At 67.8% G+C, this 14,073-nt stretch carries 14 protein-coding genes, 1 tRNA gene and 1 pseudogene; 7 read left to right on the top strand and 9 right to left on the bottom strand.

What is annotated here, in order from left to right:
• The gene (locus CJ177_RS39325; protein ID WP_005252895.1) at window positions 1–585 is read left to right on the top strand and encodes an ATP-dependent Clp protease proteolytic subunit; all 585 of its coding nucleotides are present in this window, start codon (window positions 1–3) and stop codon (window positions 583–585) included.
• A 9-nt stretch (window positions 586–594) separates the two neighbouring features.
• On the opposite strand, the gene CJ177_RS39330 is transcribed toward CJ177_RS39325, so the two are convergent.
• Window positions 595–942 (bottom strand): helix-turn-helix domain-containing protein, encoded by a 348-nt coding sequence (locus CJ177_RS39330; protein ID WP_005252894.1) that lies wholly within the window; start codon window positions 940–942, stop codon window positions 595–597.
• 64 nt (window positions 943–1,006) lie between these two features.
• Window positions 1,007–2,260, bottom strand: a complete 1,254-nt coding sequence (locus CJ177_RS39335; RefSeq protein ID WP_061042769.1) for a KasA/KasB family beta-ketoacyl-ACP synthase — start codon at window positions 2,258–2,260, stop codon at window positions 1,007–1,009.
• 40 nt (window positions 2,261–2,300) lie between these two features.
• Between CJ177_RS39335 and CJ177_RS39340 the strand changes: the two genes are divergently transcribed.
• On the top strand, window positions 2,301–2,864 hold the full coding sequence (locus CJ177_RS39340) for a TetR/AcrR family transcriptional regulator (RefSeq protein ID WP_005252892.1): 564 nt from the start codon (window positions 2,301–2,303) through the stop codon (window positions 2,862–2,864).
• On the opposite strand, the gene CJ177_RS39345 is transcribed toward CJ177_RS39340, so the two are convergent.
• Together CJ177_RS39345 and CJ177_RS39350 are read right to left on the bottom strand one after the other, a co-directional pair.
• Window positions 2,832–3,680: an alpha/beta fold hydrolase gene (locus CJ177_RS39345; protein WP_005252891.1), complete on the bottom strand. Its 849-nt coding sequence runs from the start codon at window positions 3,678–3,680 to the stop codon at window positions 2,832–2,834. The two genes, CJ177_RS39340 and CJ177_RS39345, sit on opposite strands and share 33 nt — an antisense overlap.
• On the bottom strand, window positions 3,677–5,464 hold the full coding sequence (locus CJ177_RS39350) for an amidohydrolase family protein (RefSeq protein WP_095870257.1): 1,788 nt from the start codon (window positions 5,462–5,464) through the stop codon (window positions 3,677–3,679). The genes CJ177_RS39345 and CJ177_RS39350 overlap by 4 nt, the downstream gene beginning before the upstream one ends.
• Before the next feature lie 99 nt (window positions 5,465–5,563).
• Here CJ177_RS39350 and CJ177_RS39355 point away from each other — a divergent pair, with 99 nt between their 5' ends.
• Window positions 5,564–6,172 (top strand): TetR/AcrR family transcriptional regulator, encoded by a 609-nt coding sequence (locus CJ177_RS39355; protein WP_095870258.1) that lies wholly within the window; start codon window positions 5,564–5,566, stop codon window positions 6,170–6,172.
• A 111-nt stretch (window positions 6,173–6,283) separates the two neighbouring features.
• Here CJ177_RS39355 and CJ177_RS39360 read toward each other — a convergent pair whose 3' ends face one another.
• Both CJ177_RS39360 and CJ177_RS39365 read right to left on the bottom strand, forming a co-directional pair.
• Window positions 6,284–6,802: an SRPBCC domain-containing protein gene (locus CJ177_RS39360; protein ID WP_095870259.1), complete on the bottom strand. Its 519-nt coding sequence runs from the start codon at window positions 6,800–6,802 to the stop codon at window positions 6,284–6,286.
• Window positions 6,799–7,101 carry a helix-turn-helix transcriptional regulator gene (locus tag CJ177_RS39365; protein ID WP_095870260.1) on the bottom strand — a complete coding sequence of 101 codons (303 nt, stop codon included), beginning with the start codon at window positions 7,099–7,101 and terminating at the stop codon, window positions 6,799–6,801. Before CJ177_RS39365 ends, CJ177_RS39360 begins: the two co-directional genes overlap by 4 nt.
• Before the next feature lie 195 nt (window positions 7,102–7,296).
• Here CJ177_RS39365 and CJ177_RS39370 point away from each other — a divergent pair, with 195 nt between their 5' ends.
• Both CJ177_RS39370 and CJ177_RS39375 read left to right on the top strand, forming a co-directional pair.
• Entirely contained in the window at window positions 7,297–8,910 is a 1,614-nt protein-coding gene (locus tag CJ177_RS39370) for a class I adenylate-forming enzyme family protein (RefSeq protein WP_095870261.1), read from the top strand.
• A gap of 49 nt (window positions 8,911–8,959) precedes the next feature.
• Window positions 8,960–10,264, top strand: coding sequence for an MFS transporter (locus CJ177_RS39375; protein ID WP_095870262.1), 1,305 nt, complete (start codon window positions 8,960–8,962; stop codon window positions 10,262–10,264).
• Window positions 10,265–10,310: 46 nt separating this feature from the next.
• Here the strand turns inward: CJ177_RS39375 and CJ177_RS39380 are convergent.
• A tRNA-Cys gene (locus CJ177_RS39380) sits at window positions 10,311–10,382 on the bottom strand.
• 93 nt (window positions 10,383–10,475) lie between these two features.
• Here CJ177_RS39380 and CJ177_RS39385 point away from each other — a divergent pair.
• Both CJ177_RS39385 and CJ177_RS39390 read left to right on the top strand, forming a co-directional pair.
• Window positions 10,476–11,725 (top strand): annotated as a pseudogene (locus CJ177_RS39385) (multidrug effflux MFS transporter).
• A gap of 54 nt (window positions 11,726–11,779) precedes the next feature.
• Window positions 11,780–12,313: a MarR family winged helix-turn-helix transcriptional regulator gene (locus tag CJ177_RS39390; protein WP_005252880.1), complete on the top strand. Its 534-nt coding sequence runs from the start codon at window positions 11,780–11,782 to the stop codon at window positions 12,311–12,313.
• 56 nt (window positions 12,314–12,369) lie between these two features.
• Here the strand turns inward: CJ177_RS39390 and CJ177_RS39395 are convergent, their stop codons facing one another.
• On the bottom strand, window positions 12,370–13,146 hold the full coding sequence (locus tag CJ177_RS39395) for an enoyl-CoA hydratase (protein ID WP_072946032.1): 777 nt from the start codon (window positions 13,144–13,146) through the stop codon (window positions 12,370–12,372).
• Window positions 13,143–14,042: a 3-hydroxyisobutyrate dehydrogenase gene (gene mmsB, locus CJ177_RS39400; RefSeq protein WP_005252877.1), complete on the bottom strand. Its 900-nt coding sequence runs from the start codon at window positions 14,040–14,042 to the stop codon at window positions 13,143–13,145. Before mmsB ends, CJ177_RS39395 begins: the two co-directional genes overlap by 4 nt.
• Between the last annotated feature and the right edge of the window lie 31 nt (window positions 14,043–14,073).

Genomic DNA, 14,073 nt, shown 5'->3' on the forward strand with positions numbered 1-14,073 from the left:
ATGTCCCAATACACCATTCCCCACGTCATCGAGCGCACCCCGGCAGGCGAGCGGTCGTTCGACATCTTCAGCCGACTGCTGAACGAGCGGATCGTCTTCCTGGGCACCGAGATCGACGACGGAGTCGCCAATGTCGTGATGGCACAGCTGCTCCACCTCCAGGCGGACAGTTCCGATCAGGAGATCGGGCTGTACATCAATTCGCCCGGCGGCTCCACGACGGCGATGCTCGCAATCTACGACACGATGCAGTTCCTCCGACCGACCATCGCCACGTACTGCATGGGTCAGGCCGCATCCGCCGCCGCCGTGCTCCTGGCGGCGGGAACCAAGGGACACCGCCACGTCCTGGCCCACTCCCGGACGCTGCTGCACCAACCGTCGACACAGGGCAACGGCACGATCTCCGACCTGGCGCTTCAGGCCGCGGAAATCATGCGGGTCCGTTCGCAGACCGAGGCGATCCTGAGCAAACACACCGGTCAGACCGTCGAGCGCCTGCGGCGGGACACCGACCGGGACCGCATCTTCACAGCCGAGGAAGCGATCGACTACGGCCTGGCCGATACGCTCGTCGCGGCCTGACGGAAGGCGCTAGGCGGCGAGCAGTGTGGGCACCTGCCGGTTCGGGCTCCTGGTCGCCGGGTTCCGGTTCGTCGCGCCGAGCCGGCGCCCGGACCGGAACAGCAGGTGTTCCACCGGCAGACCGAGCGCGCCACACACTGCGCGCAGCATTTCCGACGACGGCTCCTTCTTCCCGCGTTCGATCTCGGAGAGGTACTGCTTCGACATGCCAACGGCGGCGGCGACGTCCTCGAGGCTCCGATCCTGGTCCCGGCGGGCTTCGCGGAGCACTCGCCCGTACAGCTCACGCACCAGCGGCTCCTCCCGTGATTGCTCGGGAGCGGCTGTCACCAGCGTCAGTCTGCGCTGAGCTTCCATACCTTCGGAGTCTTCCAGACGACGCACCCGGACGGAGTGGCGTTCACCGACAGCGGACAGCCGATCAGTACCGCCCGACGGCGAGCGCGACGTTGTGCCCGCCGAAACCGATCGAATTGCTCAGTGCATAGTCGATGCGCTGACGTCGGGGCGACCCGGCGACGACGTCCAGGTCGATGGCGGGGTCCTGGTTGTCGAGGTTGAGGGTCGGCGGGACGATCTGTTCGCGCACCGTCAGGACGGTGAGGATCGCCTCGAGGGCTCCGACCGCGCCGATGGAGTGCCCGAGTGCCGATTTCGGTGCGTACACCGATGCCTGCCCGGCGACGGCGGCGATCGCGGTGGCCTCGGAGGCGTCGCCGACGGACGTCGAGGTGGCGTGGGCATTGACGTGATCGACGTCCGCGCCGCTCAGTCCCGCCGTGTCGAGCGCCTTCCGCATGGCGCGCGCAATTCCGGCGCCCTGCGGATCGGGTGCGACGATATGGTGAGCGTCCGAGGTGATTCCGGCTCCGAGGATCCTGCCGTGGATCTCCGCGCCGCGAGACCTCGCGTGTTCCTCGGATTCGAGCACGAGCACCGCGCCGGCCTCACCGAACACGAATCCGTCCCGGTCCCGGTCGAACGGCCGCGATGCCCGTGCGGGTTCATCGTTGCGGGTGCTCATCGCGCGCATCATCGCGAAACTCGCGATGGGCACCGCATCGATCTGCCCCTCGACCCCGCCGGCCACCACCACGTCCGCCTCGCCGGTGGCGATCAGCCGCCAGGCGTGCGCGATCGCCTCCGATCCGGACGAACACGCGGACACGGGCGCGAACACCCCAGCCTTCGCGCCGATCTCCAACCCGACGGTGGCGGCGGGACCGTTCGGCATGACCATGGGAACGGACATCGGCGAGACCTTGCGGTACCCGTTCGCGCGCATCGCGTCGACGGCGCCGACCAGGGCGTCCCCGCCGCCCAGTCCGGTGCCGATCGCGACGGCGAGCCGCTCGCCGTCGACGTCGGGTGAGCCCGCGCTCGCCCAGGCGCGCCGGCCGAGGACGAGGGCGCTCTGCTCGACGAACGACAGGCGGCGCTGCTCCACGCGTGACAGGTGCTCGGCCGGGTGCGCCGTGAGCTTGCCACCGATCCGGACGGGAAGGTCGTAATGGTCGACGAACGGCTCGTCGAGCACACCGATTCCGGACCGGTTGCGCAACAACCCTTCCCACGTGCCGTCGACGTCGTCGGCGATCGACGTGATGGCGGCGAACGCCGTGACCACCACCGGGCGTCCGGTATCCCGCATTTCTGAAGCAGTCGTTACAGTCATGCCGTCATGAATACCTGTACCGTCCGCTACAGTCAACCGCATGGCCCGCCCCCTCGACCACGCCAAGCGCGCGCAGCTCCTCGCCGACGTCGTCGGCTACATCGCCGAACACGGACTCGCGGACCTGTCGCTCCGGCCGCTCGCCGCCGCACTGGGCACGAGCTCACGCATGCTCATCTACTACTTCGGCACCAAGGAGGAGCTGCTGGTCCAGGCTCTGGCGACGCAGCATCCCGGCTTCTCGTCCCTGTTCTCCGAAGTCTCGGACCGGGACGGGCTGCGTGCGGGTCTCGCGGAGCTGTGGACGTCGACCACCCAGGGCGAGTCGTCGGTCAGCACGAAGATTCTGTTGCAGGTGATGGGGGTGGCGAGCGTGCAGCGGGGCCCGTTCGCCGAGTTCGCCACCTCGGCCATCCATACGCTGATCGACGCCGTCGCCGACGCGATGATCCGGTGCGGGATCTCCGCTCCGGATGCCCGCGAGAATGCGACGGTCGCGGTGTCCGGGCTGCGGGGAATCCTCCTCGACCGCTTGGTCACCGGCGACGTGGCGCGGACGGATCGATCGGCGTCACGACTGATCGAGCAGGTGGTTGCCGAGTAGTTCGTCGACGCGCTCGGCCGCCTCGTCCGGGATCCAGTGGCTCACGCCGCGGAACACCTCGTAGGTGTACGGGCCGTCGACGAAGCGTGCGGTCAGCTCGGGACCTACCGGCCCGATCGCCGTGTCGCCGTCGCTCCACACGAAGAGCGTGGGCACCCGGACCTTCCGGGACGCCGATCGTGGTGCGATGAACGGCATGGCCCGATACCAGTTCAGGGCGCCCCGGGCTCGCGTCCGGTCGCGCATGGGCTCGAGGTCGCGCTTCGCCCCGTCCGCAGACTGACCGCTGGCGCGCAGCGCCCGGTAGCCGTAACCGTCCGAGGCGATCACCCGCTCCGGAATCCACGGCAGCTGGAACGCGAACATGTACCAGGACTTCAGGATCTGGCGACTGGTGAGCATCGCCCGCACGAACGCCGCCGGGTGCGGCACCGACAGCGCCGTGAGCGTGCGGACCCGGTCGGGCCGTTCCGCCGCGAGACCCCAGGCCACCGCCGCGCCCCAGTCGTGCCCGACGACATGCGCCGGACCGAGGCCCGCCTGGTCGATGAGCGCGACGACGTCCGCGACCAGTTCCGAGGCGCGGTACGCCCAGCGGGCGCGGGGCCGGGCCCCGGCCGAATAGCCGCGCTGGTCGGGCGCGAGAGTGCGGAATCCCCGCCGGTGCAGCAGCGGCGCCAGTTCGTCCCACGAGCGCGAGTCCTGCGGAAATCCGTGCAACAGCACCACCGGCGTGCCGTCGATCGGGCCCTCGTCGCGGACGTCGAACACGAGCCCGTCCCGGGTGAACGTGCCGATCCGTTCCGTGCCGCTCATCGGACGGCCGTCTCATGCTCGCTGCGGTCGGCGGCCGACGCACCGGCGCGGAGGAACCGTCCCGTCTTGGTGACGCCGAACCCGCCGGTGAACTCCCCGTCGCGGTAGACGAGCCTGCCGTTGATCACCGTCGCGACCGCCGCGCCGTCGCTGCGGTTGACCATCCGGCGCAGACCGCCGTACTCGGGGACCTCAGCCTCGAACAATCCGTCCACGGTGGCGTCCAGACCCGCCGGATCGATGACGACCAGATCGGCGCGGTCCCCTTCACGCAGGTGGCCGGCGTCGATGCCGTACCAGTCGGCCAGTTCACCCGTCAGCCGGTGGACGGCACGCTCGACGGACAGGAACGGCGTGCGGTCGGATTGCGCGTCCTTGACCTTCTTCAGCAACCGGATCGGATAGTTGTAGAACGCCATGTTGCGCAGGTGCGCACCCGCGTCGCCGAATCCCATCTGCACCCCGGAGCTGGCCGCGAGCTTCTTCGCGAACTTGGGACGATGGTTGGCGATGGTGGTCCGCCACCGCAGGTCGGTGCCGTACTGCACGACGAGATCGAGGTACGCGTCGACCGGGTGCACGCCACGCAGGTCACCCACCGCGCCGAACGTCTTGCCGATCAGCGTCTCGTCGGGACACCCGACGATCATCGCGTCGTAGAAGTTGCGGTGCCAGATGCGGGGGCTGAACTTGTTGTCGTAATCCTTGCGGAACCGGCGTCGGTAGGACTCGTCCTGCAGCAGGGCGTTTCGCTCCACCTCGTCCTTCAGATGCAGTGCCGCCGCGCCGGCACCGAACTCCTCGAACACCACGAGGTCGATGCCGTCCGCGTAGACGGTGAACGGCACCGGGAGGTGCTGCCACTTGAAATCGGTCTTGGCGAAGCGGTTCAGCAGCGGTGCCGCGGCGAGCATGAAGTACACGATCGGCGGGTAGGCCTTCGAATCCGCGGCCGACAACAGCGACGTCTTGAGAGGCTTGCGTCGTCCCAGACCCGAACTCTCCGCGAAGAATCCCGCGATGTTGGGGTGCAGGTTGATCGTCGGCGCGCTCTGCAGGATCTTGCCGCGCTCGCGCAGGATGCGGTTGAGGAAGCGGAACTCCTTCCATCGCGCATACGTGGACGGCAATGAGCGCGAACGGTATTCGTCGCCGTCGATCTTGTCGAGCGCATTGGTCATCGAGGACAGGCCGAGGAAGCCGGCGTCCACGGCCTCGGTGAGCATCGCGCCCATCCGCTCGAGTTCGCGAGCACTCGGCTTGGTCCGCTTGTCGGTGCCCCGGCCGAGGCCGAGCACGTGGGTGCGGATGTCGGAGTGCCCGATGAAACCGGCGACGTTGGGGCCGAGCGGCAGCGATTCGAGTGCCTCGACGTACTCCGCCGGGCTCTGCCAGATCTTGTTCTCGTCCAGGATCCTGAGCACGGAGTCGTGTGGCACGGCCTCGACCCGGCTGAACAGGTCGGCGCACTCGCGCGGCGTCGAGTACACGGTGGACAGGGAGCAGTTTCCGAGGACGACGGTGGTCACGCCGTGTCGCACCGACTCCGGCAGTCCGGGGCTGACGAGCACCTCGGCGTCGTAGTGGGTGTGCACGTCCACGAACCCGGGGACCACCCATTTGCCTGCCGCATCGATGATCTCGGTGTCGGGCCCGACGGGCAGCGGACGGATCGATGCGCGGACGACGACACCGTCGCGGATGCCGAGATTGCGGCGCCGGGGCGCGGATCCGGTTCCGTCGAACCACAGCCCACCATTGACGACGACATCGAAATCCGACATTGTTGCGCTCCTCACACTCGGTATGTGTTACCCGAGGTTACGTATCCCGTTGAGTAAAAGTCAATGGACGCCTCGAGGGTTCCTCAATAGAGTGCAGGGGTGGCCGCCGCACCCCGCTCTCCCGAAGATCGGCGCGCGCAGATCCTCGACGTGGCCGTCCGGCTTCTCGAGACGGTGCCGTTCGACGATCTGTCGATGGACCAGGTGGCGGCCGAGGCGGGCGTCTCCCCACCCCTGCTGTTCCACTACTTCAAGAACAAGCAGGGTTTTCGCAACGCCGTCCTCGAGGCCTCGGCCTCCGAACTGCAACGCCGGATGACCCCCGACGCGACGCTCCCCGTGTCCGGGCAGCTCCGAGCCGGCGTCGAAACGTTCGCGGACGCGGTGATCGAGCACCCCACCATCTACCTGGCGGTCATGCGGATGGCCGGTAGCGGTGACGAGCGGATGCGGCAGATCTACCGCGGCATGCGGCGCACGTTCACCCGCTGGATAGGCGCGTCGCTGGCCGAGTTCGGGGTGCCGACGACACCCGCGCTCGAGGCCGCGATCTCGGGCTGGCAGGCGTTCATGGAAGAGATCGTGCTGTCGTGGCTCGACGAACCGACCATGGACCGCACGGACATGATCGATCTGTGCGAACGCGCGTTCTACCACCTGCTTCCCGCAGCAGGCGTCGACGTCGACGCACTCGACGTGACACGCTGATCCGGACCAGCCGACACGAGGGGGTTCGCGGTGGGCGAGCTGATCTACTCGACGATCATGTCGCTCGACGGCTACATCGCCGACGAGGACGGCAATTTGCCCTACCGGATGTCATTGGCCGGCACGCTGAGCCGCCAGGAATTGCCGTCCCGGTGTCGGGTCGACGCCGAAGCGCTCGGCGTAGCGTTCGTGAACTTCCTCCCACTGATCCCATGACCCGTGCGCCTCCGCCTCGGAGAGGTACCCACCGGCGAGATGCGGCTCGAGCCGCGACAGGTAGGTCTCCCAGCCGGCTGCGGTCTGCGCTGCGATCGCACGGTCGCCGAAGACATGGATGAAGATCAACCGGCAGCCGTCTCCCTCGGCGGTCAGATCGAAGCTGTACTTCTCGCAACCGAAGGTCCACGCCAGCCGATGGGGTGCATCGACCTCGGTCACCTCGCCGGTCGCGCCGTAGGCCTCGAAGGTCTCCCCCGTCGCCGGTGTCCACTCGGCGGCCGCGGGAAACCAGCGCTCGAGTTCTGCCGGCACGCTGACCGCCCGCCACACGCGCTCGACCGAGTGGGCGAGCGTGCGCTCGAAGCGCAGCGCCGGGCGACCGTCGATCGTCTCCAGGGTTCCGTCGGTCATGGGTTCTCCTCCAGGTGTCGTTCGAGGGCGTCGAGGCGCCTCGACCAGAACCCGCGGTACGGCTCCAGCCACTGGTCGACCTCGGCGAGGGGTTCTGGGCGCAGCGCGTACAGACGTTGCTTGCCGTCCACGCGCACCACGACGAGCCCGGCCTCGCGCAGCACCTTCAGGTGCTTGGACACGCCGGGCTGGCTGAGCGCGATGTGCTCCACCAGCTCTCCGGCGGGCCGCTCACCATCACGCAGCAGGTCGAGAATCTGCCTGCGGTGAGGCTCGGCCAGGGCGGCGTAGGCGCTCATACCATCATATTGCCAGACGGAAATATGAGGCGCAACCGTCGCTGCGGCCGCGTCGGAACCGGCGGTCCTGCGGGCACGGACTTGACACACCTCCTGTGACACACAACACTTGCCCACACCGACCGAGCGAGTGATCGGTCGGCCGCTCGAATTCGGACATCCCGTTCGGACCGGAGCCGGAGAAAGGGGACAGCGGTGTCGTCGACGTTCACCAACGACGGAATCCAGGAGCCACCCGTAGCGACCGCTCTCGACGCGTGGCGGTCGCGCGTCGAGGCGCATCCCGATCACCCCGCCGTGGCCTATTTCGATGGCGCCCTCACGGCGCGCGAGGTCGACGACCTGTCGGACGCCCTCGCCGTCGCGCTGGACGAGTGGGGTGTCGGGCGCGGCGACCGGGTGGGCATCTACCTGCAGAATGTGCCGCAGTACGCCCTCGCCCTGCTGGCGCTGTGGAAGGTCGGCGCAGCGGCGCTGGTGCTCAATCCGATGTATCGCGGAAACGAACTCCGTCGCCTCGTCGACGATGCCGAACCGATCGGCATCATCTGCGAAGACGTGAGCGCCGCGGCCACGGCCGAGACCCTGCGCGGCAGCAGCGTGCGATTCTCGATCAGCACCAGTGCCCTCGATTTCCAGACCCGCAACGATCCGCGGGTGTTCGAGTCCACCACGCGCGCCACGCCGGCGGCCGACGGCGACCTCGTCGCACTCCTCGCGCGCTTTCGCGGCAGTCGGCCTCCCCTGATCGAACTCGGCGGCGACGACCTCGCGCTGCTCACCTACACCTCCGGGACCACCGGCCCGCCGAAGGGCGCGCTCAACTCCCACGCGAACGTGCTGGCCACCGCACCCGACTTCGATCACTGCGCCGGCGTCGTCGACGGGGACGTCGTGTTCGCTGTCGCTCCCCTGTTCCACATCACCGGTGCCGTGCTCAATGCCGGTGTGGCCCTCGTCCGGGACTGTGTGCTCGTCTTCGCGAATCGGTTCAACGCGGCCGTCGCACTGGAGACGTTCGTGGAGCACCGGGTGACCTACACGATCGGCTCGATCACCGTGTTCAACGCACTCTCCGAGGTGCCGGGTGCGAGCGCGGACCACTTCGCCTCGGTCAAGACCCTCTACTCGGGCGGCGCGCCCATCCCGCCCGCGACCGTGGAGAAGTTCGAAGCCAGATTCGGCAAGTACATCCACAACGCGTACGGGATGACCGAGACCACGGCCGGAGTGATCGCGGTGCCACCCGGCCTGCGGGCGCCGGTCGACCCGTCGAGTGGCTCACTGTCCATCGGTCTCCCGCTGCCCCGGGTGGACATCCGGGCGGTCGACCCGAATGGCGACCCCGTTCCGCCCCACACCGCAGGCGAACTGGAAATCGCCGGACCGCAGGTTGTTTCGGGCTACTGGCGCAACCCGGACGCCTCCCGGGACACGCTGCCCGGCGGACGGCTGCGCACCGGGGACGTCGCGATCATCGACGAGGCGGGGTGGGTGTACCTCGTCGACCGGCTCAAGGATCAGATCAACGTCTCCGGCTACAAGGTGTGGCCCCGTGAGGTCGAGGACACCCTCTACGAACACCCGGCCGTGCACGAGGCCGCCGTCGTCGGGCAGCCCGACAACTATCAGGGCGAATCGGTGGTGGCCTACGTCTCGCTGCGCAAGGGCGCGACCGCCACCGAGGACGAACTCGTCGCGTTCGCCCGCGACCGCCTCGCCGCGTACAAGCGGCCCCGGCTGGTGCACATCATCACCGACCTCCCGAAGACCCAGACAGGCAAGATCCGTCGCAGCGACCTGCGCTGAATCTCCTCTCGACCTTTCGACTCCGCGACCCCGACGAAAGTGACTGCACGTGAACGTCGACCTCACTCGCCAGGCGCAGCCTGACACCCATTCCGGCCCCACCCTCGCCTCCCGCAAGAAATCGCTCCTCGCCAGCTCCGTCGGCAACGTCCTCGAGTGGTACGAGTGGAGCGCCTACGCGGTGTTCGCCCCGTTCATCGCGGCGGCGATGTTCAGCAATTCGGACCCGGTCTCCGCCCTGATGTCCACGCTCGCCGTCTTCGCGGTCGGCTTCCTGATGCGCCCGCTCGGCGGGATCATCTTCGGCCGGATCGCCGACAAGCGCGGACGCAAATTCGTCCTCGTCACGACCATGCTGATGATGGCCACCGGCAGCCTGATCATCGGTGTGATGCCCACCTACTCGACCATCGGCGCGTGGGCGTCCCTGATCCTGCTCGCGGCGCGCGTGATGCAGGGCTTCGCGCACGGCGGCGAGTCCGCGACCGCATACTCCTACGTCGGCGAGATCGCGCCTCCAGACCGGCGCGGCATGTGGGGCAGCGTCGCGTTCATCGCGATCTTCGGCGGTTCGGTGCTGGCCTACACGGTCGGCGGCGTCGTCACCTCCTCCCTGTCCGACACCGCGGTCGGTCAATGGGGTTGGCGTATCCCGTTCCTCATCGGCGCGCTTCTGGCACTGTTCGCCCTGTACCTGCGCCGCAGCATGGAAGAGAGCGACGTCTTCGACGCTGCGCAGAACAACGACGATCAGCCGAGCATCCCCCGCCGCACCGTCGTCCGGGCGATCCTCCTCATGATCGGGATGACCTCGGGCATCACGGCCGCGCACTACACCTGGACGTCGTACATCTCCACGTACGCGATCACGCAGCAGGGCATGAACCCCGACACCGCGTACTGGATGCTGGTGATCGCTCAGCTGATCGCACTGGTCTCGCTGCCGTTCCTCGGGTTGCTCTCCGACAAGATCGGCCGGCGGCCCATGCTGGGCGCCTTCGCGGTTCTGATGTTCGCCCTGCAGTTGCCGCTGACGATGATGATCACATCCGACGGGTGGACGCTGCTTGTCGCCACCACCGCGGCCCTGCTGATCGTCGCGGTCCCGGCGTCGATTCTGTCCTCCACGCTCTCGGAGAGCTTCCCGACGCGACTGCGCACCCAGGCGATCGGATTCGCGTACTCGTTCTCCGTCGCGGTGTTCGGTGGCACCGCCCCGTACCTGAACCAGCTTCTCCTCGGCCTCGACCTCGGCTGGGTGTTCGGCGTCTACATCATGGCGCTGGCCGTCCTCACCGGCGTCGCGTGCCTGTTCATGAAGGAGACCAAGGGCATTCGCCTCGAAGACGTGTGAACACGCACAGAGAACCGGCAGGTGCATCACCTGCCGGTTCTCGTCGAGCGAGTGACGGGATTCGAACCCGTGTGAACGGCTTTGCAGGCCGGTACCTCAACCACTCAGTCACACCCGCATCGATGATTACTGTGCCCGGCCGGTGCCCCGGGCGCGAGGGTTGCGCTCACGGTGATTCTGAAACCGACACGCCGGGGCGGGAACAAACCATGTGCCCTCGTTGCTGTGTTGCTTCGTGACCGATACCGAAGAACGCGCCGTTCCGACCGCCGACCGGACAACCACCCGTCCCAGCCTTCGGGTGATCCTGGTACTCGGCGCGATGGTGGCCCTCGGCCCCTTCACCATCGACATGTACCTGCCTGCGCTTCCGGACATCGGAACCGACCTCGGCGCATCGTCGTCCGCGGTACAGCTGACCATCACCGGCACGCTGCTCGGCCTCGCGCTGGGGCAGTTGATCGTCGGACCGCTCGCGGACAGCCTCGGGCGTAGGCGTCCCCTCATCGCCGGTATCGGTGTCCACGTGGTCGCGTCCGTGCTCGCGGTCTTCGCGCCGACCGTCGCCGTGCTGGGTGTGCTTCGCGTCTTCCAGGGCATCGGGGCCGCCGCCGCCGCGGTGGTCGCGCTCGCCGTCGTCCGCGACCTGTTCTCGGGGAACACCGTCGCCGTCGTGATGTCGCGGCTGATGCTCGTGCTCGGCGTCGCACCCGTTCTCGCTCCGAGTATCGGCGGGGCACTCCTCATCGCCGTCGACTGGCGTGGGATCTTCGTCGTCCTCGCCGTGATCGGCACCCTGACGGCGTTGATCGGCGTGTGGGTCTGACGGAGACGTTGCCGCCGGAGCGGCGGCGCAAGAGCACTCTGCGCGCCGTGCTGGGCACCTACAAGAGCCTGCTGGGCGACCGCGCGTTCATGGTGCTCGCCCTCGTGTCGAGTGTGGCGATGGGATCGTTGTTCTCGTACGTCTCCGGTGCGTCGTTCGTGTTCCAGGACCAGTACGGCCTGGACGAGCAGCAGTTCGCGCTGCTGTTCAGCTCCGGCGCGATCGCTCTGATCGGCGCCTCGCAACTCAACGTCCGCGCCCTCGCACGCTGGTCACCGCTGCAGATCACGGTGTCGGCCCTCGCCTTCGCGACGGTGGCCGGGCTGGCACTGGTCACCACCGCCCACTTCGAGTTCGGCGGGCTCGTCGGGTTCGTCGTTCCACTGTGGTTCCTCCTCGCCGGTGTCGGCTTCGTCCTGCCCAACGCCCCCGCGCTGGCTCTCGGCCGCCACGGCGAGGCGGCAGGCACGGCGGCCGCGCTGCTCGGCGCCCTGCAGTTCGGTGTCGGCGCGCTGATCGCTCCCCTGGTCGGCGTGCTCGGCAACACCGGCGTCGCTCTCGCGGTCACGATGACGGCGTGCGCGGGACTCGGGCTGGTGGCGTTGGCGGCCGCCGCGAAGGCGGAAGAGCACTGACGACACGTTCGGCAGATTTTCGCGGCCCATCACCCGCCATGGGATGATCGACGCATGCCACCACCGTCACCACTTCATCTCGACCCCATCGAAGAGGCCCACCGGCAGTGGACGAAGCACGGCTGGGGTGATGTTGCCGACGGCATGGCCGCGGTGACCTCGGTGATGCGGGCACAGCAGATCATGATGGCCCGGGTGGAAGAGGTGCTCAAGCCGTCGGGGCTCACATTCGCCCGGTACGAATTGCTGACACTGCTGACGTTCACGCGCACGGGTGCGCTCCCGATGGCGAAGGCCAGCGCGCGCCTTCAGGTTCACCCCACGAGCGTGACGAACGCCGTCGACCGGCTCGAGACGGCGAATCTCGTGCGGCGTGTCCCGCATCCGAGCGATCGCCGCGCGACCCTGATCGAAATCACCGACGCGGGAAGGAAACTGGCCGTCGAGTCCACCGAGCGACTCAACGCCCAGGTGTTCTCGAGTCCCGGGGTGTCCGGCGACAAGCTGGAGCAACTGGTCACGATCCTCGCCGAACTGCGCCGAGAGGCAGGCGATTTCGACACCGGAGACGCCCCCACCAAGTGGTGAGACGGCTGTCGCCCCGCACCGGGATCCGGTGCGGGGCGACAGCCGTTTCAGGGTTTCTAGCGGTGCTTGAACACCGGCGAACGCTTCTCTACGAACGCCGCCATGCCTTCCTTCTGATCTTCGGTGGCGAACGTCGAATGGAAGACCCGGCGCTCGAACCGGACGCCCTCGGTGAGCGTGGTCTCGAACGAGCGGTTGACGGCTTCCTTCGCCATCATCGCGACCGGAAGGGACATCTCGGCGATGGTGGTCGCCGTCTGCAGCGCCTCGTCCAGCAGATCGGCGGCGGGCACGATCCGGGACACCAGCCCGGCGCGTTCGGCCTCCTCGGCGTCCATGTTCCGGCCGGTCAGGCACAGTTCCATGGCCTTGGCCTTACCCACCGCGCGCGTCAGCCGCTGCGAACCGCCGATGCCCGGGATGACACCGAGCTTGATCTCCGGCTGACCGAACTTCGCGGTGTCGGCGGCGATCAGGATGTCGCAGAGCATCGCCAGCTCGCATCCGCCACCGAGTGCGTAACCGGCGACGGCGGCGATCGTCGGCTTGCGGGCCGCGGCGAGCCGATCCCATGCTGCGAAGAAGTCGTCCAGGTAGACGTCCATGTACGACTTGGGCTGCATCTCCTTGATGTCGGCGCCCGCCGCGAACGCCCGATCGGAACCGGTGATGAGAATGGCACCGATCTCCGAATCCTTCTCCAACTCCTCCACCGCCGACACGACCTCGCGCATCAGCTCGGAGTTCAGTGCGTTGAGTGCTTTCGGACGGTTGAGGGTGATGATCCCCACCCGGCCCTTGCGTTCGAGCAGGATGGTCTCGAAGTCGGTCACTGGTCTCCCTTGGTAGAACGGTCGCGGATGTCGTTGATGATGGCCGAGAAGTCCTGGCCCCCACCGCCGGCGGCGTGGAACCGGCTGTACAGCTCGGCGGCGCGCAGCCCGAGGTCGGCCTCGACGCCGTTGGTCTTCAGCGCGTTCGCGGCGAGACCGAGATCCTTGTCCATCAGCGCCGCCGCGAAACCCGGCTGGTAGTCGTTGTTGGCCGGACTCGTCGGAACCGGTCCGGGCACAGGACAGTTGGTGGTGAGCGCCCAGCACTGACCCGACGCGTTGGACGCGACGTCGAACAGGGCCTGGTTGCTCAGACCCAGCTTCTCGCCGAGGACGAACGCCTCGCTGATGGCGATCATCGACACGCCCAGGATCATGTTGTTGCAGATCTTCGCGGCCTGACCGTTGCCCGGGTCTCCGCAGTGGACGACCTTCTTGCCCATCACGTCGAGCAGCGGCTTCGCGGACTCGAAGTCGTCCGCCGTGCCGCCCACCATGAACGCGAGCGTTCCCGCGGTGGCGCCGACGACGCCACCGGAGACGGGTGCGTCCACCGAACGGTGGCCCGCCTCGACGGCCTCGTCGTGCGCCGCGCGGGCGTCCGCGACGTCGATGGTGGACGAATCGATGAACAGGGTTCCCGGCTTCGCGGCTGGCAGGATCTCCGCGTAGAGCCCGAGGACGTGCTTGCCGCTCGGCAGCATCGTGATCACGACGTCCACCTCACGCACGGCCTCGACGGCCGAATCAGCGACGGTGACACCGTCTTTCACTGCCTGTTCGAGTGCGGCCGACGCGAGGTCGAATCCGACCACCGTGTGCCCCGCCTTGACGAGGTTGGCCGCCATGGGACCACCCATGTGGCCGAGTCCCAGAAATCCGACGGTAGTGCTCATAGCAGTCCCTCCTGGACGCGTGTAGCTGGTG

The sequence above is a fragment of the Rhodococcus sp. ACPA1 genome (genome assembly GCF_002300195.1).
GTDB lineage: Bacteria > Actinomycetota > Actinomycetes > Mycobacteriales > Mycobacteriaceae > Rhodococcus_F > Rhodococcus_F opacus.

Bases quoted from the DNA above. Each gene is read 5' to 3' on its own strand.
- CJ177_RS39390 (WP_005252880.1), top strand. From the start codon at position 11,780: ATGCCACCACCGTCACCACTTCATCTCGACCCCATCGAAGAGGCCCAC.
- CJ177_RS39335 (WP_061042769.1), bottom strand. From the start codon at position 2,260: ATGACTGTAACGACTGCTTCAGAAATGCGGGATACCGGACGCCCGGTG.
- CJ177_RS39360 (WP_095870259.1), bottom strand. From the start codon at position 6,802: ATGACCGACGGAACCCTGGAGACGATCGACGGTCGCCCGGCGCTGCGC.
- CJ177_RS39350 (WP_095870257.1), bottom strand. From the start codon at position 5,464: ATGTCGGATTTCGATGTCGTCGTCAATGGTGGGCTGTGGTTCGACGGA.
- mmsB (WP_005252877.1), bottom strand. From the start codon at position 14,042: ATGAGCACTACCGTCGGATTTCTGGGACTCGGCCACATGGGTGGTCCC.
- CJ177_RS39365 (WP_095870260.1), bottom strand. From the start codon at position 7,101: ATGAGCGCCTACGCCGCCCTGGCCGAGCCTCACCGCAGGCAGATTCTC.
- CJ177_RS39345 (WP_005252891.1), bottom strand. From the start codon at position 3,680: ATGAGCGGCACGGAACGGATCGGCACGTTCACCCGGGACGGGCTCGTG.
- CJ177_RS39340 (WP_005252892.1), top strand. From the start codon at position 2,301: ATGGCCCGCCCCCTCGACCACGCCAAGCGCGCGCAGCTCCTCGCCGAC.
- CJ177_RS39325 (WP_005252895.1), top strand. From the start codon at position 1: ATGTCCCAATACACCATTCCCCACGTCATCGAGCGCACCCCGGCAGGC.
- CJ177_RS39330 (WP_005252894.1), bottom strand. From the start codon at position 942: ATGGAAGCTCAGCGCAGACTGACGCTGGTGACAGCCGCTCCCGAGCAA.